Below are 25,469 nucleotides of genomic sequence, written 5' to 3' on the forward strand. Positions count from 1 at the left end.
CTCCCCTTTCGGTTATATGCTAAACTATAATGGGTGATATAAATGAAAAAGTTTTTGATATGTATAGGTGTATTTTCATGCTTATTGTATGGATGTGAAGAAAATTCCACTAACGGCGTTATTCAAACGAGTGGGAGTACTGAGCAAATCCCTGTAGAAGTTGTTGATATAATTGACGGAGATACTATTAAGGTTAAGTATAATGGAAACACAGAAAAAGTTCGATACCTGCTAATAGACACACCAGAAACAAACCATCACACATTAGGAAAACAACCATTTGGAGAAGATGCGAAACAACGTAATAAGGAATTATTAAATAGTGGAGATGTCACAATTGAGTTTGACGTGGGAAATCGATTAGACGATTATGGTAGAATGCTTGCGTATATTTATGTGGATGGGGAAAACGTACAAGAAATATTACTAGAAGAAGGATTGGCACGTGTAGCATATGTTTTCCCTCCGAACACACGGTATTTAGACGACTTCGAGAAAGCTTCGGAAATAGCTGAAGAGAAAAATATTGGTGTATGGGAAACAGATGATTACGTCACAAATCGAGGGTTTAATGCTTCGGTTTTACCTAGTAATAGTGCTGAGGAAGAAATACAAACAGCCGAGAAATGTAACATCAAGGGCAATATTAATCGTCAAGGGAAAAAGATTTACCATATATCTAGCGGGAAATATTATGAGCAAACAAATCCTGAAGAATGGTTCTGTACGGAGCAGGAAGCTATAAAAGCTGGATTTAAAAAATCTGGTGAATAATTAGAAAAATCGAATAATAAAACGTCCGGTCCTTTAGGATCTAATCCTGTTTCTCCTGTTTTCGAAGGGCTTTGGGCAGGCTTATTGATATATAATTACCGTTTGATTTTTTAAAGATGCTGGTCGTGACTGAAGTCACGACCAGCATCTTTTTTTCTCGGTAGTCTTATGGCTATTGACTGTCCGTCGCCCTTCTACAACTTCTAGAAACAAGTTAGTGCATTTTTTGTTAACTAGAGAAAAGCTAAATTTCTATATAGAGAAGAAATGATCACAGTCTAAGTACGCGACATCGTGGTGCTCCTGCGCAAGGCTCGTCGCAAAAAAAAAACATTTCGCAACGACTGCCTGACCCGCATCATCGTGCGAGCCTGAAGATGCAATTTCATTCGCTATTCCGCTTCTTTATTGGGTAGACACTTACTATTTTTCATTATTTCCGCTAGTAAAAAAGGAACCTTTTGAGACCTGGCGCCCTTAGCCTTCGTTCCTTATAAGCATTACAAAGGAAAGCGTCCACATGTAACGGAAATCAGTAGTATTAATCATTCTTAAAAGTCCTGTAACACTGGTGTTCACGCTGTATTTTTAAATACTTTCTGATCTTTTAAAACAAACTGTATAGCCTCATTTTTAGAGGTTCCACAGTTTTACCCCGCATTAACGGGCAGTAACTACCGCTTCCTAGCTAGGTCCAAGCAACGAAGCATTATTATTAGTGGGAGATAACTGCCCGTAAAAGCACGAATGGTCGGGCCAACAGGATGTTGGTCACTCAAACATTGCCGCATGATGCGGCGTTATTTGCCTGAGTTCAACTTTTAAAATCACTGGGGGTTGAAGTTTCCCTTTAGGTTCTAGCACCTTTTATTTTAGATTCGGGTGCTGTTTCTTCTGGTGAAATATCTGCAAATGTTTCATTTTCTTCTTCTAAATCTCTTGTACGATGTGCTAAACGGGAAGCTGCACTTGAAGCAATGCTCGCCACTAAGTCATCTAAAAATGTATGCACTGCTCCACCGACTTTTGTGTCTAGTTTAGAAATAAGTCCGATTTTATTTTTATCTAAATGACCAAACGTAGTTACTGCAATACTGCCGTAAGTAAATACAGCTCCAAGTGCAATCGTTTCGTCAACTCCAAACAATCCTTCATCCGATTCCACTATTTGCTGTAAGGGTGCAGATAACATTTTCTTCTCTGCTAACTCGTCTAGCTCGATGCCAACTAATATCGCATGTTGCATTTCTCTTTTTTTCAATACACTTTTAACCGATTCTACACAATGCTCTAAAGTAAGCCCTTCGTTATATGGAAACTGCATTTCGAATACGATGTCCGCAATTTCTTCTATAGTAACTCCACGTCTCTTTAGCGCATCCTTTGTAGCTTGCTCCACTTCACGTGAATGGACTCTAGATGTCTGTCTATCCATATTCGTATCCCCTTTGTTGTTTCGTTGTTTGGTTTATTATACCTCTTTGCTAGTATATGATACAATTTCTGTATTACATGAATGACATTAGGAGGAAATTATGAACAGGGGTACTATTCAAGACATCACTTTATTTAGCAATGCTTTACAGGAAGAAATGCAGCTGTTAATTTACTTGCCACCAAATTATTCAGCCCTTTATAAATATTCCGTTCTGATCGCATCAGACGGTAAAGACTATTTTCAGCTAGGTAGAATTTCTCGAGTGGCTGATGAGTTATATGAAGAAGAAGCAATTGAAAACTTAATCATTGTTGGAGTGCCCTATAAAGACGTTAAAGATCGGAGAAACAAGTACCACCCCGATGGTTCTCAGCATCTTGCCTATACACGATTTTTAGCGCAAGAATTAGTCCCTTACATAGATGAAAACTACCCTACTTATCAGGTCGGTATGGGAAGATCACTGATAGGCGATTCCTTAGCTGCGACTGTTTCACTGATGACTGCTTTAGCTTATCCAAATACTTTTGGAAAAGTAATTATGCACTCCCCACTCGTAAATGAAGACGTACTCGAAAAAGTAAAAAGCCATCAAGATATACATGCTTTTTCTCTATATCATGTCATTGGAACAGAAGAAAAAGCAGTAAAAACAGGTGACGGGAAACTAACAAATTTCATCATACCTAATAGGGAATTACACGATTTAATCGAAAATAAAGGTATTTTAACCTTTTATGACGAATTAAAAGGAGACCATACTTGGAAGCTTTGGCAACCAGATATGAAAAGATCATTGTTGCATAACTTTCGTCTATAGAGAAATATTGTTATAATAATAATGTGATTTAAATAATAATTTGAGGAGGTAATGAAAATGAAATACGGAATTGTTGCTTTTCCATCTAAAAAGGTACAGGACTTTGCCAACTCCTATAGAAAGCGTTATGACCCTCACTATGCTTTGATCACTCCACATATGACCGTTAAAGGAGTATTTGAAGCGGATGAAAATGAGATCAAATTAATTGCAGAAAAGGTTTCTACAGTTGTAAAGAATCATAAACCATTTACATTAAAAACAACGAAGGTTAGTTCATTTGCACCTGTTACTAATGCCATTTACTTTAATGTGCAGCCAACAGCAGAGCTACTTAAACTGAATGAAGATTTAAATGCTATTGAATATAATGATGAGGAAAGTTATTCTTTTGTTCCTCATATTACAATCGCTCAAAAGATGAATTCGAGTGAACATGATGATATTCTTCCGCAACTTAAAATGATTGGTGTAGAGTTTGAAGAAGAAATCGATCGTCTGCATCTTTTATATCAATTAGAAGATGGATCTTGGACGGCATACGAAACATTTAGATTGTCTGGAGCTGAGTAAGTATTGGTGTACGCAAAGCAAGTTGAAACTGAAAAAGAATATGAAGATGCTATTCAAGTTAGAAGAAAAGTTTTTGTAGAGGAACAAGATGTCCCACTTCATCTTGAACTCGATGAGTATGATGCCGAAGCGGTACATTTTGTAGCATACGATGAAGAAATACCTTTTGGTGCAGGTCGGATTAGAGTTATTGAGCCGGGCATCGGAAAAGTAGAGCGTGTTTGTATTCTTCCAAGTTATCGAGGAAAGAAATTAGGGAATCTTATGATGCAATGCATGGAAGAGTACTCGATTTCTGCTGGAATTTCCAAGTTAAAGCTAAATGCACAAAGTCAGGCTATTCTGTTTTATGAAAAACGAAATTATACAATAAATTCACCTGAATTTTTAGAGGCCGGAATTCCTCATCGAGCAATGGAAAAAAATATTAAATAAAAAAACCACTTACCGGATTAGAATCTGGTAAGTGGTTTTTAAGTTTATAAGAACTATACGTACAAATTAACACTGTTTCCTTTTCCATTGATTTCAGCAATTATCGGAGATAAGTTTACTGGATTTGGAAGAATAAAGCCTTTAGATAACGGTAGGATTGACGGGCTTTCTTTTTCCAGTAATTGCTCTTCTTCCTCTTCGATCAACTGTTCCTGCTCTTCTAAGTGATCTTCAAAACCAGATTTAAATTTTACCGGATAGATTTTATTGATGTAAGCAAAATTATAACTGCTTCCACTCATTCGATTTGCATAAACTTCCGATTGAATAGGTTGCATTGGAATAATATATCCCATTTTCTCCACCTCCACGTTATTATTCTAGTAAACTTTACCCCATTCTATTCATACTTAAACCTTTTTCATAAAATTAAATTAGTTTAAGATTTTATAGTAGTTTTTGAATATCCGCTAAACTTAGTGAACTACCACTCTGTAAAATAGAGCGTGTCAGTTCATCCTCTAGCTCCTGAGAAACAGGCTTATTTGCTAACTTGCCAACTTTACGTACAATTTTACGAACCTGTTTTTCATCCGTAAAATCAGCATATGAGATGGCATTGGCAAGCGTAAATAGTTCATCCATTGATACACCGGTTTTGTTTTCAATTGATTTAAAAAATGAATTTTGCATAATTTTCCCCCTCACATCTTTAAAATTTTGGTTTAATAAGGGAGAAAGCTTCTACCAACAATGATTAGTAATATAAATAATACTACGATTAGTACAAATGTAGAACTTTTATTACCTTCGTTCTCGTATCCTCCTTGATAACCTGGATAACCTCCGCCACAGTAGCCGTACATACTCTTTCCCTCCTCTCCTCTTCAACATATTGTATGCAAGAGGAGAATGGAAAAAAGGGCGATTCAACTAGTATGTTGTTTTCCGCTTTTGAAAAATGAATGCACCAATTACGCCAAACAGAATAGCAGAACTAATACCCGAACTTGTTACTTCAAACATTCCAGTCAACACACCTATTATCCCATGCTTCTCTGCCTCTGCTAATGCCCCGTGCGTCAGTGAGTTACCAAAGGAAGTAATCGGAACTGTTGCCCCTGCTCCAGCAAAATCAATCAATGGCTCATAAAGACCAAAACCATCTAATATGGAACCTAATACAACTAATGTACTTAATGTATGTGCAGGTGTTAGTTTAAACACATCCATAAAAATTTGACCGATCACACATATAAATCCTCCAACAACAAATGCTGTCACTAACGATGAAATCATGTTAACTCCTCTTTTCCATACGACATTCAATGGCATGTGCAATGCAAGGGATTGTCTCCCCTTGTTGAAATGTTAAAGGAGACAATAATGCCCCTGTAGCTACTAGCAAAACTCGCTTAAAAACGCCTTTTTTTAACTGGTCATATATTTGACCAAAGAAGACTGCTGCCGAACATCCTGCTCCGCTGGCACCTGCATTGAAAAAGGGTTCATTTCCATAGAATTGTGCACCAGCATCTTGTAAAATTACTCCACTATTTTCATCCTGAAACATTTCTTTCAAAATGGATATTCCTATATTACCTAAATCACCTGTCATAATGACATCAAAATCTGACATTTGGCTTTTGGTATTAGTTAAATGCCGCTCAATAGTATCTCTAGCTGCAGAAGCCATGGCTGCACCCATATGTAACGGATTTTTTTGTTTACCATCAATCACTCTGCCGATTGTGGCATGTGTTACAACCGGTACATCATTTAACTCTTTTTCCAATAAGGCAAAACCAGCAGCAGTAACAGTCCACTGTGCTGTTTTAGGTTTTTGTGCCCCGTACTGAAGTGGATATCTAAATTGTCTCTCCACTGCTGGATGATGGCTTGATGCTCCCGCAAGTACAGTTCTTGCATTTCCTGATTCCAATAAAAGACTTCCTATAATAATGGCTTCCACCGAACTTGCACAAGCCGAGAATACACCTAAAAATGGTAAAGCTAAACTTCTTGCAGCAAAATTGCTCGGTGATAACTGATTAATCAAATCCCCTGCTATTAGAACATCTATATTATTTAGTTGCGTATGGCCATTTTTAGCTGCCCATTGACATGCCATTTCAATCATACGGGAATGTGCCTGTTCATTTGTTTCATTTTTTTCTGTTTCTAATGGAAGAACCTCGTCAAAGCTTTCTGCAAAAGGACCGTCCTTTTCAACTGGACCAGCGACTATCCCCGTATTTGCTATACTAATTTTTGTTATAAACTGAAGAGTTCCAAATGTATTTACCATGAAATCACACCTATCGACACTAATATTGTTTTAATAAGTGCAACGACGAATGCAGATAAGACACCAAATAATATAACGGAACCAGCAAGCTTGAACATATTTCCACCAACACCTAATACGTATCCTTCTGATTTATGCTCTATTGCGGCTGAAATTACAGCGTTACCAAATCCTGTAACGGGTACTGCTGAACCAGCCCCACCAAATTGCGCTATTTTTTTGTATATCCCAGTTCCAGTTAGAATCATTGCGATAAAAACTAAAGTAGCGACCGTCGGATTAGCAGCAGTTCCTTCTGTAAAAGGGAAAAAACGCATATAAAAAAAAGTGAGTAGTTGTCCAATAGTACAAATTATCCCACCTACTATAAATGCTTTTAGGATGTTCAAAAAATATGGTACTTTAGGGTTTTTTTCATCTACAATTTTTTGAAATTGTTGTTGGTCCATTATGTCTCTTCCTTTGATAATGATTTTATTTTTTCAATCGACTTTTTAAGGTCCTCTTCTTTTAACTTCTTGTCGATGATGGACTCTACTTCCCACATAATTTTTTGGTCGCCTGTGACTAGTACTTGTCTTTCTGGAAATTGTTTTTCAATTTGTTTTGTAATTTTTTCTTCAATTTTTGTTTTATTAAAACGAGCAAATCGATTTATATTAATGGCCACTAGAATATTTTCCTCGTTTATCACACTTTTATACCCATGAATCGTTTCTTGTTTTTGCATGATCGGTTTTAGTGAAGCGGAATTATCTGCGGGAAATATCACTTTTTCTTTCTCGTTTGAACATGCACCCAACAATAAGAGCATTAAAAAAACAATTATGCTTTTTTTCATAAAAAATACGGCTCCTTTTTTCAGTTAGTATGCTTCGTTTAAGTTGAAATATGCAATTGGGTTACGAGATATTTGCCCTAGTCAAGATGAACTTCACACATAAGTTAGTAAGAGATAAAGAGGAGGTGAATTTTAATGGGGTGTGGAAAAATAGGTGACGTTACGGATGAACATCGTTCTAGAGGTTGTGTTTGTGATGTTGTCCGTGCGATTAAAGACATTCAAGATCAAGCAACAAACGATGAATGCCCTCAATGTCCGACAAATTGTTTTCTAGAGCCACTTGGAGGTCTTGTAAGCCCAGCTTCCAGACGTCAAGCTGACACTCGTGTGTTTATGTTATTAACGAAAGACGGAGATCCTTTTAAAGCATTTTTCAGAGATAATGATAGATTTGATTGTGATTGCGTTTCAGTTTTCTTCCGTGTAGAAGATATTTTCGACGGATGCTGCGCAACTTTACGAGTGTTAGAGCCACTTGATAGAGAACGCAAAGAAGTAGATTTATTGAACGAATGTGGTACAAAAATCGATTTAAGAAAACTTTGTAAAGTTCGAAACTTCAGATCAACTGGCAGCTGTGTGACTGTAGATTTGGATTGCTTCTGTGCAATTGAATGTATCGCCGATGTATTTTTAGATGTATGTGACTGATCGTTTCATCATTGTAGTGTCTATTCCGTTCGGGCAGAACCCGAGCGGTTTTTTATTGGAAAAAATTATCGGAGAGATAAAAAAACAGGTAAGGACAATCCGAGTTCTTTAAGGTCAAAACCTGTTTCTATTGTTTTCGAAGGGCTTTGTAAAGACGTTTTGCTATATGATTACCGAGTGAGTTTTTAGGGATGCTTGTTGGTTGCGACGTCCGTCACAACCAACAAGCGTCCTTTTTTTTCGGTAATTTTATGGCATTTGTCTATCCGTCGCCTTCCTAAAACTCTTAGAAACAGGTCAGTGCAATTTTGGTTAACTAGAGAAAAGATACAGTCCTATAAAAAGAGGGGAGATGATGGCAGTCAAAGTACACGACATCGTGTCGCAACGACTGCCTGACCCGCATCGTGCGGGCCTGAAGATGAAATTTCGTTCGCTTTCTCGCTACTTTATTTAGTGAACACTTACTATTTCTTTTATATCCACATGAATAAAATAAAATCTACTATTACCATCGAGCCCTACGCTATGCTTTCATTATAGTGGAGTACTATCCACTTAATCGAATGGAGTGTAAGGTGGCATCTCCGTTATATAATTTCTTTAAACAGAAAAAAGCTATCCTGCAATAGGATAGCTTTTTTTCAATTCATTATACTTCCACGCCAAACAATTTTTTCGATTGCTTCTAAAGGATACGTCATCCATTCTTCTTTACCAACAAGTAAAGTAACAGCATCCTCTTCCACTTTTTCTACTTCACCTTGCACAGATACTCCATCTTTCAGATGAAAAACTAACGGACGGTACACTTTTCGTTGAAATGGCTTTGCTAAAAAGTTCAATTTAGCTATAATTGCTAGTGTCTTCGTGGAGTAACTTTTTTGTATCTCATAAATTGATGTACTTTCATCTTGTAGTTCGTATGGAACTTCAACTCGTTCATTTGGTGGAAGATGAAAGACAGGAGGACCTTTTATAAAGAGCAAAGGATCATTAAATGAGTTCATTAGCACATCCTTTTTCCTTTACTTTATGCTACTTCAAAAAATATGATACAAACTACAAAGATGAGATAAATATAGTTGCCAATCCAAGATAAATTAAAATACTGACTACGTCATTGACCGTTGTGATGAATGGACCCGATGCGACAGCTGGATCTATTTTCATTCGATGAAATAATAAAGGTATAAATGAACCCCCTAATGTAGCAATAAAAATAGATCCAAAAATAGAAGAGCCAACCAATATGCCAATTAGTAAATCATGCTTCCAAAAGTATACTAATCCGACTACTAGCAAACCACAAATGAGACCAGTAACTAGACCAGTGCCTGCTTCTCTATAAAGTAACTTCGTCTTGCTTTGTTCTCCAATATCTCCAGTTGCTATACCACGAATAGCCACGGCAAGTGCTTGTGTACCACTATTACCAGCCATACCAGCAATTAAGGGAATAAAAACAGCGAGCAACGCAACTTCATCTAAAGTTTGTTCAAAAATGCTCATCAAATTAGCAGTAAGCATTCCAAGGAATAATAAAATGATCAGCCATGGCAATCTTTTTCTAGCAGCCTGTAATGGTCCTTTATCGAAGGTATCCATGTTGGAAACCCCTGCAAGTTTCGAGTAATCGTCGGATGCTTCTTCGTCTAATACGTCTAAAATATCATCGACCGTAACAATTCCGAGTAAATGATTTTTAAAATCTACAACTGGTACTGCTAGAAAATCATAGTCTTTAATCATTCGAGCGACTTCCTCTTGGTCAACACTTACTAAAACACTGACAACCCGATCATTCATAATATCTTTTACCAATGTATCTTCATCTGCAATTATTAAGTCACGAAGTGAAATCACTCCAGATAGCTTATGGTCATCATCCACAACGAATAAATAATAGATGGTCTCCGCTTCTGGTGCAGCGCTTCGCAAAATAGTCATTGCTGAGCGAATTGTTGAATTTTCAGGAATGGCTACATATTCCGTTGTCATAATGGAACCAGCGGTGTATTCCTCATAATGCAACAGATCCTTAATTTCCTGTGCAGATTCCTTATCCATAATATTTAAATAACTTGCCACCTGATCTTTTCCTAATTCATTTAATACGTCTACCGCATTATCCGCAAACATAAAAGAAAGCATATCGGCAGCATAAGTAATATCCATTTCCTGCAGAAATAAATCATATTGTTCATCATCAAACTTTGTCGCTTCAAATAGCTCAGCTATTTCTTTAGGAGAAAGGTAATGATAGATTTTCTTCCTTAAATCTGGACCCACCTTCTCAAAAAATATGGATTGATCATACGGATGTAGTTGCATAAATTCTTCTCTAAAATTGTCCATTGAATCATTCAATAAAAACTCAATTAATACAGACTCCTCTAAAGGCTGTTGTTGAATCATTTCATCTTTCACTCTTTCTCCTCCTCTCGGCTTTTTTCCCTTACCTATTGTATGGAGTTAGAAATAAATAAGCAATAAAAATATTCCCTAGGAAATAATAATAAGTAAATCTCTGTAATGTGAAATCCCCACTATTCATCCTGTCATTTAGGAATAATTAGTGGGAATCAGTGCTTTCATATCTTGTGGAAAAGGAGCAACTAAGTGAATATTTTCATGTGTAAAGGGATGTATCAGGGTCAGTTCTCTTGCATGAAGTGCTTGTCTGTCAATAAATTGTAAATCGCCACCATATAGGTCATCCCCGATTAATGGATGACCAATGGACATCATATGCACACGTATCTGATGTGTTCTACCAGTGTGTAACTGTAATCGCACATGCGTAATTTTTTTCCCGAATTTTTCAAAACGGGTCAATACTCGTACAGAGGTTTTAGCCTGTTTACCATCGGAATCAATCACTCGTTCAATAATACTGCCATTTTTCCTGCCAATAGGGGCATCAATTAGAAATTCATCTTGCCCTATATGGCCCTGAACGAATGCTTCGTAAGTACGTGAAATTTGTCCTAACTTTTGCATTTCACTCAACAAATGATGAGCATGCCGATGCTTTGCAACACAAATAATACCTGAGGTGTCCTTATCTAACCTAGTCACAATATGTACCGTAGATGATAATCCGCTTTTCTCGATATATCCGGCGATGAAATTTGCCATAGTTCCTGTTGGATGCTCTCGAGATGGAATAGTACTAATTCCGGGAACCTTCGTAAGAATGAGGAGATGATCATCCTCCATTAAAATAGGGAACTCTACCTGCTGTGGAATGAGTCCATCACTTTTTTTCTCAGGTGGAAATGTAATCATAACAGTATCGCCAACATTTAATCTATGCCTTACTGTCTTTTCTGCTCCGTTGACAGTAATTTTACCACCTTCGTATTTAATGCTAGTTAATGCTTTTTTTGAAATACCGTTTTGTCGAATAGCATCTCGAAGTAATTGTTTCGATTCATTTATTTGAAATGTTAGTTGTATTAACCCTTCTTTCATATTTCTAAATCACTGTCAATAAAGGAGGAGTGTACTCTATGCCAAAATGGAAATGTTCTAAACCTTGCGAAGCGTATTTTTTCGTCTGCTACTCGATATTTAATGGATTGAACATCTTTATGTAATAACTGAAGATGATCCACAGTTACCATAAAATCAGGTCCCTTAACAGGTTTAAGTAAACAAGAGTGATGTTTTGGTAAGATAAGTGATGAACCAACTGTACGGAAAACCCTGTTATTAATAGAAGCGATTTCTGCAAGCTGAATAGCTTCTAATGAAGGATGCACAATTGCTCCTCCTAGTGCTTTGTTATATGCAGTACTTCCCGAGGGAGTCGACATACATAATCCATCTCCTCTAAAACGCTCAAAATGAACTCCGTTTAGCTCCACATCCATTACTAACGTGACATCTGGGGATTTTACAGTAGACTCATTTAGAGCCAGATAGATTGAACTATCTTCGCCATGTCTATAATTAATCGTCACCTCAAGCAAAGGGTATTCAGTTACTTCAAATTCTTTTTTCGCAATACTAATGACTAGTTTTTCAATTTCTTCTGGTTTCCAGTCAGCATAAAATCCAAGATGCCCAGTGTGTAACCCTACGAAAGCTACAGAGGAAGTTAAATGTTTATACTTATGAAAAGCATGTAATAATGTACCGTCGCCACCAATCGATAAGACAATAGCCGGATTTTCTTCATCTAATATAAGTCCAAAATCTTCTAGATATGTTTTTGCACTTTTCATTAATTCATTGGATAAATCATCATTTCGAGACAATATAAAAAATTTCATGATTTATGTGCCCTCTCTTTCGTTTTTCGATTCAAGAAGATTAGGATGCGAAAGTTCCTTATATTCACTAAAGTATTTTTGTGCTTCTTGGATTTCTCCTCGGATTAAAGACATTTCTTCATCTAGGCGAAATGCTGCTTCTGCTGCATTTTGAAGTCTCTTTTTTATTTCTTCAGGGAACATTCCTTTATACTTATAATTCAATGAATGCTCAATAGATGCCCAGAAATTCATCGCTAATGTACGTATTTGAATTTCAGCGAGAATGTTAATCTCCCCGTGAATTGTTTGAACGGGATATTCAATAATCATATGATAGGACCGATACCCACTTTGTTTTTTGTGGGAAATATAATCGCGCTCCTCCACTACCCTTATATCGTTTCTAGCACGCAATAAAACAACGACAGTTTCTATCTCATCTACAAATTGACACATCATCCGTAAACCTGCAATATCTGGGATTTCCTGTGCTAAAGTATCGGAAGGCTCAAATACTATTCCTTTTTCTAGTGATTTATCGTAAATACTTGCCAAGGGTTTGACCCGACCTGTCACAAATTCTATAGGTGAATTTGTATTGTCTCTCTCAAACTGAGCTCGCATTCCTTTTAATTTTATTTTCAACTCTGAAACTGCCTGCTTGTACGGCTCTAAAAAGCGATCCCATTGCCCCATAAGCTTGACCTCCACTTCCGTTACCTAAGTACTACGCTTGTAAAATTTCACTAAATGTATCTTCCACTGCTCTAGTGAAATTAGCACCATAATTGTCATTACCTTCAATATTGAAAATAAGCATGTTTAGTTCATCTTTAAAGCCATGTAGAGTCAGCTCTTTTTCACCAATTTGAACCGATGGATCGTCTACAGCTTTTAAAGTATTTACAAGTAATGGCCAAACCTCTTGACCAAACTTCAAATAATGATAGCCTGCTTCATCTTCTAATAGATAGATAAAGGCAAATGATTCAGAATCAGTAATCATTTGACCAGCCGCTTTTAGTTGAGGGTTATTAGGAATCCCCTCTAGTGTAAAACGTATATCATTTTCTAATTGAATACCACTAAATACATTATAAGTAATAGGCAAAATAATCGTTCCTTTCAATCCATTCTCCCACTATTTTAACATATTGAAACTCGTTGAAAAGCGCTATAATAGAAATAATAGGAAAGGTCGTGTATTATGCAAAAAGAAAAAGAAATAGAATTTAAGAATTTATTAACGAAGGAAGAATTCGAGCATTTTGTATCCTTTTTTGCAATAAGTCAAAAGGACTTTCATTCCCAAACAAATTATTACTTTGACACACCAGATAACTTTTTTAAGAACAATGGCATGGGATTCCGCCTACGTGTTTTAAACGACCACAATGAGCTTACGCTTAAACATCCGATAGAAGAACATGTAATGGAAGAAAATACAATACATGTGTCTAATCAGGAAAGGGATGCTATTATCAACCAAACCTCTTTCCCTTCTATTCCCTTTCTAGCGCAATTTAATCTAATTTCTCCATTAATTTGTATTGGGAGCCTACAAACAAATCGCGTACAGATACCTTTTGAAAATGGAACTCTATTTTTTGATCACTCCATTTATAGTAAAACAGAGGATTTTGAGGTAGAATATGAGAGTAGTAATGTAAAATATGGAAAAGAAGTGTTTCTTGATTTGTTAGATTCACATCAAATACCTATTCGACACACAGATAAAAAAATTGCTCGCCTTGTGAAATATAACGCTAAGTTGAAAGGTTGATCCCTTTGGATATTCAATCCTTAAAAGTTTTAATGGAGATAAATGCAATGCAGTCATTGGGAAGTGTACAAGACACTCAAAATAATTCCACTACTTCTTCAATGTTTTCAGAAATGTTAGGACAAGTTTTACAAGCAAGTACTGGAAATTCATCGACTGAAAGTTTATCTACATTACTATATAGTGGAGACTCGCCTGTATTTATTCCATCTAATTTGTACTCTGGACAGAGTAGCTTAACAGAAGCTGTCTCTTCTTATCCATCTATCTCTAAAAATTATGGAACGAATTATGACGAGATTATTAAGAAAGCCGCTGAAAGATACAATGTTCCTGAAAAGCTTATATCTTCTATCATCAAACAAGAATCGAATTTTGACCCTTCAGCTACTAGTTCTGCTGGTGCTTCAGGGCTAATGCAATTAATGCCCGGTACAGCTAAGTATTTAGGGGTTACTAATTCATATGATCCCGAACAAAACATAATGGGTGGAGCAAAATATATAAGTCAAATGCTTACTCAATTTGACGGTAATATTGAAACAGCGCTTGCCGCATACAACGCAGGACCTGGAGCAGTAAAAAAATACGATGGTATTCCACCGTATAAAGAAACACAAAATTATGTAAAAAAAGTCATGAATTACTTCCAGGTATAAACTTAAACTTCCATCAGAGAGGGTATTACAACCAGTTTCCCGGATTAAAATGAGTTCGGACAACCTATTAAATTTAATAGGTTGTTTTTTTATTTATATAATAGAACCTGATACGCGTGGAGTCACTCCGCTTCGTCATAACTGGAGTCGCCTATCCTATATTAGAGAAGTTTTTTAACTTAAAAGCATTTTACTTGCGCTTGAATTCGATTTACCGGTACTTTTTTCATATCTCCGTTCGTACCTTATTTATTCGCTCTTAAGTGCAATTTACATGCGGAGAGGGTAACTTATCCATTTTTTTCTAGATGGTAGTGAAAAGGATATCTATCCTTATAAGTATTTCCGCGAACAGACTCGCATGAAGCCGGCCATATGGTTGTGGCGAAATGATGTCTCTATTTTAACTGTAATTTCCCCCCAATAACCTTCTGTATTTCTATGAGATAATCTAATTGTTTGAGATATTTGGGTTTCGTTGATAGAATAAGTATAGTGCTAAGAGCAAAGGGGTAAAAAAATGACACAGAATCCAATACTTCCCTACGATGAAATCGGAGAAGAAAAATTACACCTGCTTGTGGATACGTTTTATGGAAATGTAGCAAAGCATCCACTGCTTATACCGATTTTTCCAAATGATTTATCGGAAACAGCTAGAAAACAAAAACAATTTTTAACTCAATATTTAGGTGGACCTAATTTATATACAGAAGAACACGGACATCCGATGATGAAAATGCGTCATAATCCATTTCCAATAACGCCTGAGCGTGCACAAGCTTGGCTCTCTTGCATGAGAGATGCAATGGACAAGGTAGGATTGGAAGGCAAAATTCGCGATACATTTTATAGACGTTTAGAGCTAACAGCAAACCACATGGTCAATCAAATGAGTCATGAGGAGGAAGAAATGTGACAAGAATACAAATTCCGTCTGAGACGTTCACATCCCCTTTATTAAACAAGCCGCTTGAAATGTATGTTTTTTTGGACCCACTGTGTCCAACTTGTTGGGATATGCAACCTACAATACGGAAATTGGAAGTAGAGTATGGCCAGTATTTTACTGTACGCACTGTACTTAGTACTCAATTAAATAAGTTAAATACAGTTTGTAACTTTCCCAAAGCCTATTTGAGTAACGAGTCATGTAATATTTCTAAAATAGAACATTCTGTTTTTCCTTCTATCGCAGTGAAAGCTGCTGAATTTCAAGGAAAAAAAGCTGCTTTACGGTTTTTCATAAAAATGCAGGAGTATTTGTTTTTAAAAACAAAAAACGTAACATCATTTTCTGTATTACAGGAAATAGCAGAAGAAGTTAAACTAGACGTAGATGAATTTACTCGAGATTTTATTTCCAATGAATGTGCTAAGTCCTTCCAAAACGACTTATCCATTACTTGTGAAATGGAAGTAGATTCTTTTCCAAGTATTGTATTCTTTAATGAAAATATCGAGGATGAAGGTATTAAAGTAGCTGGAAATTATCCTTACGAGGTATATGTGCAAATTCTGCAAGAAATGCTTTATGAAAAGCCTGAAATTCAAGACCCGCCATTACTGGAAAAACTATTTGATCGATTCCATTCTTTAACCACAAACGAGATTGCAAGCTATTATAAAATTTCTGATCAATTAGCTGAACGTGAACTTAAAAAACTACTATTATTGCAAAAAGTTGAAAGACTTTGCTTACCAGACACCGTTTTATGGCGGTTAAAGTAAATATAAAGCAGCCTATCTTAAAAAGATAGGCTGCTATTTTGTCATTAAAACAGAAAATGCCCATTTCCTCCTACCGAGGAAAGGGCATTTTCAATTTACAAAGGGGATGGGAGAAATGTTCACGTTCAAACAAAGGGGTGTATGTTATCTTGTGATTTATTTCACATTCTTACTTTAACACGTCGTTTTATTAAATACAATATATTAGGTACTCTTTTCACAAATTTGTCATACATCATAGGACGTCCTACCTTTTACGACAAATTAGTTGACATGGCGATCAATATACCTAATTAGAATTCCCTTAACAAAAAGCCTGGCAATTTGCCAGGCTTTTTGTTATTCTCCTAAAAGTAGTTGTTCTAATTCATTTAACTTTTCTTCAAAGACGCGGCATGCTTCTTCAATAGGAGCAGCAGTATTCATATCGACTCCCGCTTTTTTCAACACTTCGATTGGGTAGTCCGAACAACCTGCTTTTAGGAACTCATTAATATACCGATCCACAGCTGGTTTACCTTCTGAAAGAATTTGATTACTTAGAGCAGTTGCTGCACCTAAACCAGTCGCATATTGATATACATAGTAATTGTAATAGAAATGAGGAATTCTTGCCCATTCTAAACCAATTTGCTCATCAATAACAATTTCATCACCAAAGTATTTTTGATTCAACTTATAATATTCTTCTGTTAGCTTATCAGCGGTCAGAGCTTCGCCATTCTGATCTAATTCGTGAATAATATGTTCAAATTCAGCAAACATAGTTTGACGGAAAACAGTTCCACGGAAGGTTTCTAGCCAATGATTTAATAAGTAAATACGTTTCTTAGGATCGTCAATTGTTTTCAGTAGGTAATCGTTCAATAATGCTTCGTTGCAAGTGGAGGCCACTTCCGCGACAAATATAGAATAATCCCCGTAAACATAAGGCTGATTGGCTCTAGTATAATAACTATGAATACTATGTCCAAATTCATGTGCTAGCGTAAATAAATTGTTAACGTTATTTTGCCAGTTCATCAGTATATAAGGGTTTGTACCGTATGTTCCTGAAGAGTACGCACCAGACCGTTTACCTTTCGTTTCTACTACATCGACCCAACGGCTTTCAAGGCCCTGCTTAACGATTGAGACATATTCTTCACCTAGTGGTTCAAAACTTTTAATCATCGCATCACAAGCCTCTTCATACGTATATTCCATATTCAATTCTTTCACTAATGGCGTATATAGATCCCACATATGCAATTCTTCTAAACCTAACACTTTTTTTCGAAGAGCTACATATCGGTGAAGTAAATGGACGTTTTTATTGACAGTATTTACTAAGTTGTCATATACACTTTCAGGAATATGATTATTAGACATTGCTGCTTCCCGAGCTGATCCATAGTTTCTGATTTTCGCGTTGACATTGTCTCCTTTAATATTTCCTGTTAGCGTTGACGCAAATGTATTACGGAATTTACCGTACGTATCATACATTGCTTTAAATGCATCCTCACGCACACGAGGGTCTTCACTTTCTAAGAAACGTGAAAATCTGCCATGTGTTAGTTGCACGTCATTACCATCTTCATCTTTAATTGATGGAAATTCTAAATCTGCATTATTTAATTTGCCAAAGGTATCCGATGAAGCACCGGCAACTTCCGATAATTGTGCCAGCAATGCTTCCTGTTCTTTTGGAAGTACATGTGGACGCTCTTTATTGATCTCTTCCAGTAACTGTCTGTATAGTTGTAACTCTTTATTCTCAGCTAGGTAACCGGCAATAACAGACTCTTCCACGGAAAGAACCTCTGGAACTAAAAATGATAGCTCAGTTGAAACTTTCACATACAATGATTTAATTCGACTATCCATCGCCTGGTATGTGCTATTAGCTGTATCTTGGTCTGTACGCATATGTGCAAATGTATATAATTTACGTAATCTAGAAGTAATTTCATCACGATAAGTCAACACTTCAAGTAAAGCATTTGCCCCATTGTTGACTGTTCCTTGATAAGATGATGCCTTCTCTGATAAGGCAGAAACCTCTTGATATTCTTTTTCCCATTCATCATTAGAAGCAAAAATATCTTCTAATTTCCATGTTAAATTTTCTGCAACTTCATCACGAGTTAAGATTTTGTTTTTTGCATCTGTAGCCAAAATAGGTTCCCCCTCATATTGTTTCGAATTTCGAATCACTTACTATTTTCTCAATTTTCTATTCAATTTGCAAGGAATTCACCGTACAACATTCGCATCATCAAAGAGTAATTTATTTTACTAGCATATATTACTTGATCTGTTGAAATTAAACAGTGTTGCAATATATTAAGATATGATTCTACTGCCTTAATATGTTCAGCTGAAGGGTTGGAAGATAGTTTTCTATATAACAGAAACCATTCACAATGTTGAACATCAACTTGATGAATGGCTAGTCCTAGTTTATGTATATAGTCAATAAACTGAATTTGCCACTCGACAGCATGTAATGAAAAAATAGAAGCGTTCTTGGTAGGAATGCCTATAAATAAAGGGATTTTTTTCGGATGGATTCTCCATCTATAGCATATTTGTAAAAATGGAGATTGAATTCCTCTTCTATTAAAAAAGTACAGATTGTCTAACTGTTTGAAACGATGATGCTTATAGATAGTAAAGTACTTTTGAAATTCTTCCCATGAAATCCTTTTTGTAATTGCAAATGGCCAGGTCTGCTTTTCCATCGAAAGCTTTTTTACTTTTACAATATAATTATTACCCTTTATATGCACTGGATTAGAAATATAATGAAAGTTTTTCGTTTGAGGGCAATAGGTGAGAATTATTTTTCCATTCGGAGTAGTGTAAAAAAACTGTTGGCGGTATGCGGAGAGTTGCATTGTCCCCATTTCTTGGACAGGGAAATCGGAAATTTTTGGTGTTCGTAATATCCAAATGGGGATAATTTGCTTCGATATATAGCCAATTGTTCGCTGCTGGATCGCATTAACAGGTATTTGACTACACTGAAATTCTATTGCAATGGGATAGGGGTCACTGTGGACATATAAATCAGGTCTTTGTAGAAGGGATGGAAGATAGGATTCCAGTTGTACTTGGGAAGCATGCTTTTGCAAAAACTCATATAAATGTAGTTTACCTTTTAAATGATCCTCACTTTCTCCTTCTGAAAAGGTCTGTGTACAAGAAGCATTACGAGTATGTGCAAAATGCGGGGTTTTTATCATACCGTTTTTTAATATGACTTGTTCACTGCATTGTATACAGGAGAATTTGTTATTGGTTTTCATTTCGACTAAAAAGGTTCTTGGATGCTGTGCGGGAATAATAATTTTTCCATCTGCTGTAACTGCTGATAGTATTTGTACCACCTCCTTCTACTAATATACAAATTTTCAGAAAATATTGCAACATCCTAGAGAATAAGTATTTATTTCTAGCAAAATTCGGGAAAAGACACGCCCGATCCCCTTTAAGGTCAATACCTGTTTCTAACGTTTCCGAAGGGCTTAGGATAGACGTTTTGCTATATGATTACCGAGTGAATTTTTAGGGATGCTGATTGGTAATCTTATGGCGTTTGTATATCCGTCGCCTCCTACAACTCTTAGAAACAGGTAAGTACATTTTGGATAACTAGAGAAAAGATACTACCCTATTCATAGCGGTGGATGAAAGATGGCAGTCTAAGTACGCGACATCTTGGTGCTCCTGCGCAAAGCTCGTCGCAAAATAAAAAAACATTTCGCAACGGCTGCCTGACCCGTATCGTGCGGGCCCAAAGATGAAATTTCATTCGCTTTCTCGCTTCTTTATTTAGTAAACACTTACTAATTCTCTTATTATCACTATATAAAAGAAGTTCTCATTTCTTCCTCATTTATTCAATAGTCGATTTTATCCCTATATTAACTTTGACTACTCTTTTCATCTAAGTGATAGGCTTTGCTATATCTTATAGTGAAGTACTACACATTATTTTGATTGGAGTGAAAGGTGGCGACACCAGCGGGATGAGGGAGACAGATGAGACGTCACATCGACGCGCAAGCGACGGTGATGGCTCATCGCTCACCCCGCGGAGGCACACAGGATGTGGGTTATGCAATCGTTGCCGCAGGACGCGGCGAACTTAGATTGCCTTCCCTTTGAGAGGTGGCGCTCTTAGCCTTTGTACTCCACCTGAAACGGAAATCAGCAGTATTATTCTTTCTTTTGAGAAACATGATTCCTGTGTCTGCGGTAAATTTGATATACTTCCTTATACAAAAAAACCTTCTATAAATAGAAGGTTTTAAAAATGTTTATTTAATTCGTTTAGAACGCCGCTTTCGATTATCTGTTTACCATACTCTTGAATAATATGAATAGTTGTTTTGGAATTACTTGCAAACTCTGAAACAACACTTAATGTATTAAGCACTAATTCAAATTCTGTTATATCAAAATCAAATATAATATGCAAGTAGTATTTTCCATCATAAAAATACAAAGAGGTCTGTAAATCTGCCTCATTTAACTTTTTCGCAAGACCAATGACATCTTCAAAGCTTTCAAAAACAAATGTATAATCCGTTGGAATTTCTTCTAAGTCCTCCATATAACTTGAAAAATCATCAAACTCATGTGCACCAATTGAGCTTGATACTCCATTTTTAAATATTTTGCTTGATATATCATCCGAACCTGAATTATTTCCTAAACGCTCATCTTGTGTTGTTGTTTCCGTTCTTGTAACAATCACTTCCAAACCTTTTTCCATCGCATGAACTTGAATCCATAAGGGACCATCTAATTCATCAAAATGATCATCATCATGAACCTCATCCATCATTTCCCAAAAAAGCTGCTCGCTCTTATCCTTATTGAACCAGATTTCATCTCGGCTGAAGCCTCTTTCTTCAATGTCGATGTATGAAATGTATACTTTGAAAGTGTTATCATTGATACGCTCGATATCCATTTAACACATCTCCTTTCGCTTCTTACCGTTTCAATTGTGTAGTGTCTATTACTATTGTATGTCGTTTGTGAAAAAAAGAAAAGGATTCCTGCTCCACTTTTAAAATTATTAACGAAACTATATGCATTGTAAAAAATTTAAGCTTTAAATGCAAGTAGAATGAAAAAAGAAAGCCAATTATTTTTCAAATGAAGATTGAAAAATAATTGGCTTAGTATATTACTAGTTAACTAGACGTTGTGCTTCCAGTAATTGATAAGCACGTACTTTTCTAGGTAAGAATCTACGAATTTCATCTTCATTGTAACCAACTTGTAGACGCTTTTCATCTAATATAATTGGTCTACGTAATAATCCAGGATGCTCTTGGATTAACTCGTAAAGACGTTGTAACGGAAGACTTTCTAAATCCACATTCAACTTTTGGAATATTTTAGAACGAGTTGAAATAATTTCATCTGTTCCGTCTTCAGTCATTCGTAAAATTTCTTTTATTTCACTTATACTAAGTGGTTCCGAAAAAATATTGCGCTCTCTATATGCTATCTCATGTTCTTCTAACCATGCTTTCGCTTTTCTACAAGAAGTACAACTTGGTGAGGTAAATAAAGTTACCATCATTTTAAAAAACACTTCCTTTCAAATGTCTGTGTTATATAAGGTAGATTATAATTAATTTAATGTAGTAATACACATTCTAAGTATACACTAATTTTATTTCATTTTAAATATGTTTTTATGAAAATTTTACATTGTAAAATTTACTGTCACAATTTCGTATTACTTGTAAAGGTAGCCATCTAATTAATATACATAATTTAGATACATAATAATTAATACCCATCATTTAAAGATCTTAAACATCTCCATTAGAAATAAATCATTTTCTCAATTAGTAATACTTAATGAAAATAACTGTTATACTTAATAGTACGTTTTGAATGTAAAAAGGTTTCAAAAAAGAAATAAGTAGAATGAAATTTTTCATTCTACTTCATAAATTATTAAATTTCAAGAAAAATAATTCCATACTATACTACCTTATGCTTAAGGAGTGTAATCTACTCCTTCAGAATATCTATTTCCTGCATTCCATAATAAGTATTCTTTGATACCTGCTTCGTTTAATGCCTTAATCTGAGCCTCTACTTCTTCTTTACCATAAGGTTGATAATTGCCTGCCCCTAAATACGAAGCAGTAAAATCTTGCAGCCATGGTCTTGATACAGGAGGATTTTCAAGCACTGCTAGTATTGCATTTTCAGCTTTTGCGTATTCTTGTACTAATCTGTAGGGCTCTAAATCTGGTTTTACAATTCCAAAGTAAGAAGTCCAATGACTTGGGTAGATCATGGAAGAAATAACATCCACATTTCCAGAGATTTTACTGAAGTTTTGTCCAATTCCTGGTGCTTCCGGTAAAGTGGCAGAATAACCGAAGATATCAACCGATAATTGCGCACCATATGGTCTAAGTTTTTCTCTTGCATAAGCTACAAAATCCGTAACCGCTGAAACCCTACGTTGAACTAGATCTAACTCCGAAGTTTCATATTTACCCATTGAGTATTTTAATGTGGTTTCTCTGTTCTCAAACCCTTCAGGAAAACGAACGTAATCAAATTGGATTTCCTTAAAGCCCATTTTAGCAGCCTCGATAGCAATTTCCACATTATAATCCCATACCTCTTGCATAAATGGATTTACGAATGCTTCACCACGTCCGTTTTTCCAAACCGATGCACCTTCTACAAATGACCATTCAGGCTTTCTCTCTGCAAGCTCCGTATCCTTGAAGATAACGATTCGAGCTATAGGATAGATCTGTTTCTCTTCCATTGTCTTTAGCATTTTTTGTGGATCTTTTATGTATCGTTTCCCAATATTATACTTTGCCAAAGGGGAATCTTCTGATGGGACGTATGTAAGATTTCCAAAATCATCTTTAATGTCAATAACCATTGCATTCAAGTCCGTTGTATCCATTAAATTCACTAAGTTATTAAAGCGTTCTCCCCCTGCGGAATGTCCTGTTACATACACGCCTCTAACGGCATCTGGATATTCAAAAGTATAACCAGAGTCATATATAAACAATTTGGAAGAAGATACGATTGTTTCATCTATTGCTTGAAAATTAAATTCTTTTGTTGAAAAGTCCTTGGAAAACAAAGTTGTCTCTGCCTTACCTGTACCAGGTAGTAATAAAGTCATCGCAATTGATGCAGAAGCTATAAAACTAAAATTTTTTTTCATATAATATAATTCCTTTCCTTGATATCCTTTCATTCTAACAATTCATGAACCTGAATGAAAGTGTCAATTGGCCAAAATAGTTTAGATTACTAGAAATATTGGGTTTATTCTAAACTGGCAATGAATAATGGTAGATAACATTTAATATACACTGTAATTCTTTAAGAAAATCAACCGGTCCTTTAGACAAAAGTGTAGATATGCCGTTGGTTTCCGCTCCGAGCGGACGCTTTCCGTGGGCACGGCTTCAGCCGCTTCCCTCGCTCCGCTCAGTCCAGGGTCTTCAGCTCGCGCTGTTCCCACTGGAGTCGCCGCTCTGCGCTCCAATCAATTAGATCCACTTTAGATAAACGTATAATTAGATTTAAACCACCTAAATATACGTGTTTTATCTTAAAATTAGTAAGGATGAAAGGGATTCCCATCGAAGAAAATCCACTTTCTACCTTCCTAATAAAATAGTGTTCCTAACCAAGCAGACGGTTTTATCCCTACATTTAACTTGGACCACTCTTATCATCTAAGCGAGAAGCTATGCTAAATCTTATGATTGAGTACTACTCACTATATTGATTGAAGCGCAAGGCGGCTACTCCAGCGAGATTAGCTTGAGCTGAAGACCCCAAAGGAGCACAGCGACGAGGAGGCTAAAGCAAAGCCCGCGGAGGCCAACAGGATGTTGGTCACGAAGGCGTTACCACACGAGGTGGCGCTCTTAGCCTTTGTTCCATCGCCTGAAGCGGAAATCATTAGTACTATCCAATACTTCAAGTATCAAGCCCCAGTGAACACGTTACATTTTTATATACTTTCTAAGAAAAACCGGACAAAAAACGCCCGGTACTTTAGGATCTAAACCTGTTTCTACTGTTTTCGAAGGGCTTTGGACAGACTTATTGCTATATAATTACCGTTTGATTTTTTAAAGATGCTGGTCGTGACTGAAGTCACGACCAGCATCTTTTTTTCTCGGTAATCTTATGGCTATTGACTCTCCGTCGCCCTTCTACAACTTTTAGAAACGGGTTAGTTCATTTTTGGGGTAACTAGAGAAAAGATACTATCCTAATAATAGAGGATAGATGATGACAGTCTAAGTACGCGACATCTTGGTGCTCCTGCGCAAAGCTCGACGCAAAATAAAAAACATTTCGCAACGACTGCCTGACCCGCATCGTGCGGGCCTGAAGATGCAATTTCGTTCGCTATTTCGCTTCTTTATTGGGCAGACACTTACTATTTTTCTATTTTTTCCACTAGTAAAAAAGGAGTACTACTCACTTAATTGATTGGAGTGCAGGGTGGCGACTCCTGTGGGAACAGCAAATGTTTTCTGCACCGATAGCGAAGCGACAGGTGCACGAGCTGAAAGCCCCGCAGGAACGTTTGAAAGAGACAAAGGCTAAGAGCGCCACATCGCGATCGCAACGCCTTCGTGACCAACATCCTGTTGGCCCGAGGAGATTGAAGCCGTGCCCACGGAAAGCGTCCAAATGTAACGGAAATCAGTAGTATTAATCATTCTTAAAAGCCCTGTAAAACTGGTGTTCATGCTGTTTTTTTGGTTCTACGTCAAATGTTGGGGTGAAGTAAAATTTCCTTCACCTTAACCAACATGAGTTCCAATCTTTTTATACTTGTGCGTTAGTAATATTTTAGCTCGAAATCTCAAGAAATTTCGATAACCAAATGCGTTTCTTTTAATCACTTTTGTCAAATTATTAATGCCTTCTAAAAAACCATTAGAATAGTTGTAAACAAAGCTATTAAGAATTTCTACTTGCCAATTTTGTAGCGTTTTTATAGCCTTATTGAATTCCGGAATATCCACTTGTTTTACATGCTCATAAAAAGCATATAATGTTTCTTTGGTCTGGAGGATTTCCTCTGGACCATTCTCTTTTGCTTGAGTAAACCATAGTTGAAAGGCTTCCTTCAATTCATAGGCCTGCTTTAATTCTTCAGACAT

The 25,469-nt window shown here is 36.3% G+C and carries 29 protein-coding genes; 9 read left to right on the forward strand and 20 right to left on the reverse strand.

Annotated features, from left to right (window positions below; translation table 11 throughout):
- Nucleotides 1-42: 42 nt before the first annotated feature.
- Nucleotides 43-774, forward strand: a complete 732-nt coding sequence (locus LDK52_RS13065) for a thermonuclease family protein (RefSeq protein WP_277586396.1) — start codon at nucleotides 43-45, stop codon at nucleotides 772-774.
- Nucleotides 775-1,624: 850 nt separating this feature from the next.
- Here LDK52_RS13065 and LDK52_RS13070 read toward each other — a convergent pair.
- Nucleotides 1,625-2,209 carry a phosphatidylglycerophosphatase A family protein gene (locus tag LDK52_RS13070; RefSeq protein ID WP_277586397.1) on the reverse strand — a complete coding sequence of 195 codons (585 nt, stop codon included), beginning with the start codon at nucleotides 2,207-2,209 and terminating at the stop codon, nucleotides 1,625-1,627.
- Between the two features lie 100 nt (nucleotides 2,210-2,309).
- On the opposite strand from LDK52_RS13070, the gene LDK52_RS13075 reads away from it, so the two are divergent.
- From LDK52_RS13075 to LDK52_RS13085, 3 genes are read left to right on the forward strand one after another with little or no spacing between them, the layout of a single operon-like run.
- Nucleotides 2,310-3,032 (forward strand): alpha/beta hydrolase, encoded by a 723-nt coding sequence (locus LDK52_RS13075; RefSeq protein ID WP_277586398.1) that lies wholly within the window; start codon nucleotides 2,310-2,312, stop codon nucleotides 3,030-3,032.
- Nucleotides 3,033-3,089: 57 nt separating this feature from the next.
- Nucleotides 3,090-3,605, forward strand: coding sequence for a YjcG family protein (locus LDK52_RS13080; RefSeq protein WP_277586399.1), 516 nt, complete (start codon nucleotides 3,090-3,092; stop codon nucleotides 3,603-3,605).
- A gap of 3 nt (nucleotides 3,606-3,608) precedes the next feature.
- The gene (locus LDK52_RS13085; RefSeq protein WP_277586400.1) at nucleotides 3,609-4,040 is read left to right on the forward strand and encodes a GNAT family N-acetyltransferase; all 432 of its coding nucleotides are present in this window, start codon (nucleotides 3,609-3,611) and stop codon (nucleotides 4,038-4,040) included.
- A gap of 53 nt (nucleotides 4,041-4,093) precedes the next feature.
- Here the strand turns inward: LDK52_RS13085 and LDK52_RS13090 are convergent, their stop codons facing one another.
- The 7 genes from LDK52_RS13090 to LDK52_RS13120 form a co-directional block, all read right to left on the reverse strand.
- Nucleotides 4,094-4,396, reverse strand: a complete 303-nt coding sequence (locus LDK52_RS13090) for a hypothetical protein (RefSeq protein WP_277586401.1) — start codon at nucleotides 4,394-4,396, stop codon at nucleotides 4,094-4,096.
- A 91-nt stretch (nucleotides 4,397-4,487) separates the two neighbouring features.
- Nucleotides 4,488-4,733 carry a stage VI sporulation protein F gene (locus LDK52_RS13095; RefSeq protein WP_277586402.1) on the reverse strand — a complete coding sequence of 82 codons (246 nt, stop codon included), beginning with the start codon at nucleotides 4,731-4,733 and terminating at the stop codon, nucleotides 4,488-4,490.
- Nucleotides 4,734-4,765: 32 nt separating this feature from the next.
- Nucleotides 4,766-4,906, reverse strand: a complete 141-nt coding sequence (locus LDK52_RS13100) for a YjcZ family sporulation protein (RefSeq protein ID WP_277586403.1) — start codon at nucleotides 4,904-4,906, stop codon at nucleotides 4,766-4,768.
- A gap of 67 nt (nucleotides 4,907-4,973) precedes the next feature.
- A complete protein-coding gene (spoVAE, locus tag LDK52_RS13105; protein WP_277586404.1) occupies nucleotides 4,974-5,339 on the reverse strand; it encodes a stage V sporulation protein AE in 366 nt (121 codons plus the stop codon).
- 1 nt (nucleotide 5,340) lies between these two features.
- A complete protein-coding gene (locus LDK52_RS13110; protein ID WP_277586405.1) occupies nucleotides 5,341-6,348 on the reverse strand; it encodes a beta-ketoacyl-[acyl-carrier-protein] synthase family protein in 1,008 nt (335 codons plus the stop codon).
- Entirely contained in the window at nucleotides 6,342-6,797 is a 456-nt protein-coding gene (gene spoVAC / locus LDK52_RS13115) for a stage V sporulation protein AC (RefSeq protein ID WP_277586406.1), read from the reverse strand. Before spoVAC ends, LDK52_RS13110 begins: the two co-directional genes overlap by 7 nt.
- Complete coding sequence (locus tag LDK52_RS13120; protein WP_277586407.1) at nucleotides 6,797-7,189, reverse strand: YhcN/YlaJ family sporulation lipoprotein; 393 nt, start codon at nucleotides 7,187-7,189, stop codon at nucleotides 6,797-6,799. Before LDK52_RS13120 ends, spoVAC begins: the two co-directional genes overlap by 1 nt.
- Nucleotides 7,190-7,324: 135 nt before the next feature.
- Between LDK52_RS13120 and LDK52_RS13125 the strand changes: the two genes are divergently transcribed.
- Nucleotides 7,325-7,843, forward strand: coding sequence for a CotY/CotZ family spore coat protein (locus tag LDK52_RS13125; protein ID WP_277586408.1), 519 nt, complete (start codon nucleotides 7,325-7,327; stop codon nucleotides 7,841-7,843).
- Between the two features lie 644 nt (nucleotides 7,844-8,487).
- Here LDK52_RS13125 and LDK52_RS13130 read toward each other — a convergent pair.
- The 6 genes from LDK52_RS13130 to LDK52_RS13155 all read right to left on the reverse strand — a co-directional run bounded on the left by LDK52_RS13130 (nucleotide 8,488) and on the right by LDK52_RS13155 (nucleotide 13,234).
- Entirely contained in the window at nucleotides 8,488-8,853 is a 366-nt protein-coding gene (locus LDK52_RS13130) for a hypothetical protein (RefSeq protein WP_277586409.1), read from the reverse strand.
- Nucleotides 8,854-8,905: 52 nt separating this feature from the next.
- Nucleotides 8,906-10,261: a magnesium transporter gene (gene mgtE, locus LDK52_RS13135; RefSeq protein ID WP_277586424.1), complete on the reverse strand. Its 1,356-nt coding sequence runs from the start codon at nucleotides 10,259-10,261 to the stop codon at nucleotides 8,906-8,908.
- A 147-nt stretch (nucleotides 10,262-10,408) separates the two neighbouring features.
- On the reverse strand, nucleotides 10,409-11,320 hold the full coding sequence (locus LDK52_RS13140) for an RluA family pseudouridine synthase (RefSeq protein ID WP_277586410.1): 912 nt from the start codon (nucleotides 11,318-11,320) through the stop codon (nucleotides 10,409-10,411).
- The gene (locus tag LDK52_RS13145; RefSeq protein WP_277586411.1) at nucleotides 11,317-12,123 is read right to left on the reverse strand and encodes an NAD kinase; all 807 of its coding nucleotides are present in this window, start codon (nucleotides 12,121-12,123) and stop codon (nucleotides 11,317-11,319) included. The genes LDK52_RS13140 and LDK52_RS13145 overlap by 4 nt, the downstream gene beginning before the upstream one ends.
- Before the next feature lie 3 nt (nucleotides 12,124-12,126).
- Complete coding sequence (gene yjbM, locus LDK52_RS13150; RefSeq protein WP_277586412.1) at nucleotides 12,127-12,801, reverse strand: GTP diphosphokinase; 675 nt, start codon at nucleotides 12,799-12,801, stop codon at nucleotides 12,127-12,129.
- A 31-nt stretch (nucleotides 12,802-12,832) separates the two neighbouring features.
- Entirely contained in the window at nucleotides 12,833-13,234 is a 402-nt protein-coding gene (locus LDK52_RS13155; RefSeq protein ID WP_277586413.1) for a UPF0738 family protein, read from the reverse strand.
- 78 nt (nucleotides 13,235-13,312) lie between these two features.
- Here LDK52_RS13155 and LDK52_RS13160 point away from each other — a divergent pair, with 78 nt between their 5' ends.
- The 4 genes from LDK52_RS13160 to LDK52_RS13175 all read left to right on the forward strand — a co-directional run bounded on the left by LDK52_RS13160 (nucleotide 13,313) and on the right by LDK52_RS13175 (nucleotide 16,278).
- Nucleotides 13,313-13,888 (forward strand): CYTH domain-containing protein, encoded by a 576-nt coding sequence (locus tag LDK52_RS13160; protein ID WP_277586414.1) that lies wholly within the window; start codon nucleotides 13,313-13,315, stop codon nucleotides 13,886-13,888.
- 5 nt (nucleotides 13,889-13,893) lie between these two features.
- Nucleotides 13,894-14,547, forward strand: coding sequence for a lytic transglycosylase domain-containing protein (locus LDK52_RS13165; RefSeq protein ID WP_277586415.1), 654 nt, complete (start codon nucleotides 13,894-13,896; stop codon nucleotides 14,545-14,547).
- Between the two features lie 520 nt (nucleotides 14,548-15,067).
- Nucleotides 15,068-15,466, forward strand: a complete 399-nt coding sequence (locus tag LDK52_RS13170; RefSeq protein ID WP_277586416.1) for a globin domain-containing protein — start codon at nucleotides 15,068-15,070, stop codon at nucleotides 15,464-15,466.
- Nucleotides 15,463-16,278 carry a DsbA family protein gene (locus tag LDK52_RS13175; protein WP_277586417.1) on the forward strand — a complete coding sequence of 272 codons (816 nt, stop codon included), beginning with the start codon at nucleotides 15,463-15,465 and terminating at the stop codon, nucleotides 16,276-16,278. Before LDK52_RS13170 ends, LDK52_RS13175 begins: the two co-directional genes overlap by 4 nt.
- Nucleotides 16,279-16,617: 339 nt before the next feature.
- Here LDK52_RS13175 and pepF read toward each other — a convergent pair whose 3' ends face one another.
- The 6 genes from pepF to LDK52_RS13205 form a co-directional block, all read right to left on the reverse strand.
- On the reverse strand, nucleotides 16,618-18,438 hold the full coding sequence (pepF, locus tag LDK52_RS13180) for an oligoendopeptidase F (RefSeq protein WP_277586418.1): 1,821 nt from the start codon (nucleotides 18,436-18,438) through the stop codon (nucleotides 16,618-16,620).
- A gap of 62 nt (nucleotides 18,439-18,500) precedes the next feature.
- Nucleotides 18,501-19,652: a competence protein CoiA gene (locus tag LDK52_RS13185; protein WP_277586419.1), complete on the reverse strand. Its 1,152-nt coding sequence runs from the start codon at nucleotides 19,650-19,652 to the stop codon at nucleotides 18,501-18,503.
- A gap of 923 nt (nucleotides 19,653-20,575) precedes the next feature.
- The gene (gene mecA / locus LDK52_RS13190) at nucleotides 20,576-21,244 is read right to left on the reverse strand and encodes an adaptor protein MecA (protein WP_277586420.1); all 669 of its coding nucleotides are present in this window, start codon (nucleotides 21,242-21,244) and stop codon (nucleotides 20,576-20,578) included.
- A 222-nt stretch (nucleotides 21,245-21,466) separates the two neighbouring features.
- On the reverse strand, nucleotides 21,467-21,862 hold the full coding sequence (gene spxA / locus LDK52_RS13195) for a transcriptional regulator SpxA (protein WP_277586425.1): 396 nt from the start codon (nucleotides 21,860-21,862) through the stop codon (nucleotides 21,467-21,469).
- 429 nt (nucleotides 21,863-22,291) lie between these two features.
- Entirely contained in the window at nucleotides 22,292-23,500 is a 1,209-nt protein-coding gene (locus LDK52_RS13200) for a putative glycoside hydrolase (protein WP_277586421.1), read from the reverse strand.
- 1,606 nt (nucleotides 23,501-25,106) lie between these two features.
- The coding region (locus LDK52_RS13205) for a transposase (protein ID WP_277586422.1) at nucleotides 25,107-25,469 on the reverse strand (363 nt) is incomplete at its 5' end.

The sequence above is a fragment of the Psychrobacillus antarcticus genome, assembly GCF_029533155.1.
GTDB classification, from domain to species: Bacteria; Bacillota; Bacilli; order Bacillales_A; family Planococcaceae; genus Psychrobacillus; species Psychrobacillus antarcticus.

Excerpts from the sequence above, each read along its gene's own strand:
- LDK52_RS13095 (WP_277586402.1), bottom strand. The coding sequence starts at position 4,733 with ATGCAAAATTCATTTTTTAAATCAATTGAAAACAAAACCGGTGTATCA.
- yjbM (WP_277586412.1), bottom strand. The coding sequence starts at position 12,801 with ATGGGGCAATGGGATCGCTTTTTAGAGCCGTACAAGCAGGCAGTTTCA.
- LDK52_RS13200 (WP_277586421.1), bottom strand. The coding sequence starts at position 23,500 with ATGAAAAAAAATTTTAGTTTTATAGCTTCTGCATCAATTGCGATGACT.
- mecA (WP_277586420.1), bottom strand. The coding sequence starts at position 21,244 with ATGGATATCGAGCGTATCAATGATAACACTTTCAAAGTATACATTTCA.
- LDK52_RS13160 (WP_277586414.1), top strand. The coding sequence starts at position 13,313 with ATGCAAAAAGAAAAAGAAATAGAATTTAAGAATTTATTAACGAAGGAA.
- LDK52_RS13065 (WP_277586396.1), top strand. The coding sequence starts at position 43 with ATGAAAAAGTTTTTGATATGTATAGGTGTATTTTCATGCTTATTGTAT.
- LDK52_RS13145 (WP_277586411.1), bottom strand. The coding sequence starts at position 12,123 with ATGAAATTTTTTATATTGTCTCGAAATGATGATTTATCCAATGAATTA.
- LDK52_RS13130 (WP_277586409.1), bottom strand. The coding sequence starts at position 8,853 with ATGAACTCATTTAATGATCCTTTGCTCTTTATAAAAGGTCCTCCTGTC.
- spoVAE (WP_277586404.1), bottom strand. The coding sequence starts at position 5,339 with ATGATTTCATCGTTAGTGACAGCATTTGTTGTTGGAGGATTTATATGT.
- LDK52_RS13140 (WP_277586410.1), bottom strand. The coding sequence starts at position 11,320 with ATGAAAGAAGGGTTAATACAACTAACATTTCAAATAAATGAATCGAAA.
- LDK52_RS13125 (WP_277586408.1), top strand. The coding sequence starts at position 7,325 with ATGGGGTGTGGAAAAATAGGTGACGTTACGGATGAACATCGTTCTAGA.
- LDK52_RS13110 (WP_277586405.1), bottom strand. The coding sequence starts at position 6,348 with ATGGTAAATACATTTGGAACTCTTCAGTTTATAACAAAAATTAGTATA.
- LDK52_RS13070 (WP_277586397.1), bottom strand. The coding sequence starts at position 2,209 with ATGGATAGACAGACATCTAGAGTCCATTCACGTGAAGTGGAGCAAGCT.
- LDK52_RS13090 (WP_277586401.1), bottom strand. The coding sequence starts at position 4,396 with ATGGGATATATTATTCCAATGCAACCTATTCAATCGGAAGTTTATGCA.
- LDK52_RS13170 (WP_277586416.1), top strand. The coding sequence starts at position 15,068 with ATGACACAGAATCCAATACTTCCCTACGATGAAATCGGAGAAGAAAAA.
- LDK52_RS13080 (WP_277586399.1), top strand. The coding sequence starts at position 3,090 with ATGAAATACGGAATTGTTGCTTTTCCATCTAAAAAGGTACAGGACTTT.
- LDK52_RS13100 (WP_277586403.1), bottom strand. The coding sequence starts at position 4,906 with ATGTACGGCTACTGTGGCGGAGGTTATCCAGGTTATCAAGGAGGATAC.
- mgtE (WP_277586424.1), bottom strand. The coding sequence starts at position 10,261 with ATGATTCAACAACAGCCTTTAGAGGAGTCTGTATTAATTGAGTTTTTA.
- LDK52_RS13075 (WP_277586398.1), top strand. The coding sequence starts at position 2,310 with ATGAACAGGGGTACTATTCAAGACATCACTTTATTTAGCAATGCTTTA.
- spoVAC (WP_277586406.1), bottom strand. The coding sequence starts at position 6,797 with ATGGACCAACAACAATTTCAAAAAATTGTAGATGAAAAAAACCCTAAA.
- spxA (WP_277586425.1), bottom strand. The coding sequence starts at position 21,862 with ATGGTAACTTTATTTACCTCACCAAGTTGTACTTCTTGTAGAAAAGCG.
- LDK52_RS13120 (WP_277586407.1), bottom strand. The coding sequence starts at position 7,189 with ATGAAAAAAAGCATAATTGTTTTTTTAATGCTCTTATTGTTGGGTGCA.